At 70.5% G+C, this 1,742-nt stretch carries 1 protein-coding gene; it reads right to left on the bottom strand.

Features of this window, described 5'->3' with window-relative positions:
* Positions 1-1,742 (bottom strand): type I polyketide synthase (locus ACWCSU_RS52770; protein ID WP_449945241.1); only part of this gene is annotated, 1,742 nt, incomplete at both ends.

Genomic DNA, 1,742 nt, shown 5'->3' with positions numbered 1-1,742 from the left:
ACCGTCGACGACGGACCGTTCACCGCCGCGACCGACACCCCGGCAAAACCGGAAACCTCCACCTCGCCAGCCTGCACCGCCACCATCACCCCACCGGCGGGAAGCGCCTGCATCAACCGAGCACGAGCCCCCACCAACACACACGCATCCGGCAAAGACAACACCCCGGCCACATGCGCAGCCACAAGCTCCCCGATCGAGTGCCCGGCCAGCACCTCAGGTTTGACTCCCCAGGACTCCACCAGCCGGAACAGGGCGGTTTCCAGGGCGAACAGCGCCGGCTGCGCCCACCCCGTCCGCTCCACGTCTTCCCGCGCGAACACCGACGAATCGAACTCCGCGACCACCTCATCAAAGGCTTGCGCGAACACGGGGAACCGCGCATACAGTCCCCGCCCCATCCCAGCCCGCTGGCTCCCCTGGCCGGTGAACAGCACCGCCAGCTTCGGCTCCGAGCCCGCCGTCCCACGCACGACCCCGGCACCCGAACGCCCCTCGGCGAGCGCCGCCAGCCCGGCCAGCACCCCCGCACGATCCCCGGCGACCACCACAGCCCGATGCTCGAAGGCCGACCGTGTCGTGGCCAGCGACAACCCCACGTCGGTCAGCCCCACGTCAGGCGATGCGTCCAGGAATGACGCCAACCGCTCAGCCTGAGCGCACAACGCACCGGCCGTTCGGCCCGACACCAGCACCGGGCCCACACCCGCGGTGGGTGCTTGAGGAGCGCCGGTTTCCGGCACCTGCTCGATGATCACGTGCGCGTTGGTGCCGCTGATCCCGAACGACGACACACCCCCCCGCCACGGCCGCTCCACCGCGGGCCAGGGCCTGGCCTCGGTCAGCAGCTCCACCGCCCCGGCCGACCAGTCCACGTGCGAGGACGGCGCGTCCACGTAGAGAGTCTTCGGCAGCAGGCCGTGCCGCATCGCCATGACCATCTTGATCACACCCGCGACGCCCGCAGCCGCCTGCGCATGACCGATGTTCGACTTGATCGACCCCAACAGCAGAGGACGCTCCCGATCCTGACCATAGGTCGCCAGCAACGCCTGAGCCTCGATCGGATCACCCAGCGTCGTCCCGGTCCCGTGCCCCTCCACCGCATCCACCTCAGACGGCGTCAACCCGGCGCTCGTGAGCGCCTGGCGGATCACCCGCTGCTGAGAAGGGCCGTTCGGCGCCGTCAGCCCATTGGACGCCCCATCCTGATTGACCGCCGACCCCCGCACCACCGCGAGCACCTGGTGGCCGTTGCGCCGCGCGTCCGACAACCGCTCCAGCATCACCACGCCGACGCCCTCGGCCCAGCTGGTGCCGTCCGCCGCATCGGCGAACGGCTTGCACCTCCCGTCGGCCGCCAGCCCGCCCTGCGCACTGAAGTCGATGAACACACCCGGCGACGCCATCACCGTCACCCCACCGGCCAGCGCCAGTGAGCACTCGCCCGACCGCAGCGCCTGCGCCGCCAGATGCATCGTCACCAGCGACGACGAGCACGCGGTGTCCACGGTCATCGCCGGGCCCTCCAGCCCCAGCGCGTAGGACACCCGGCCGGACAGCACGCTGCCCGCGTTGCCGGTGCCGAAGAAGGTCATCACGTCCGGCGGGAACTCCACGCTGGAGGCGTAGTCGTGATACGTGACGCCGGCGAAGACTCCGGTACGGCTCCCGCGCAGCGAGACGGGGTCGATCCCGGCCCGTTCGATCGCCTCCCACGACACTTCCAGCAGCAACCGCTG

This window comes from Nonomuraea sp. NPDC001699, assembly GCF_053596455.1.
Note: the sequence above shows the minus strand (reverse complement) of the source record. Positions and strands in the feature narration are given on the sequence as shown.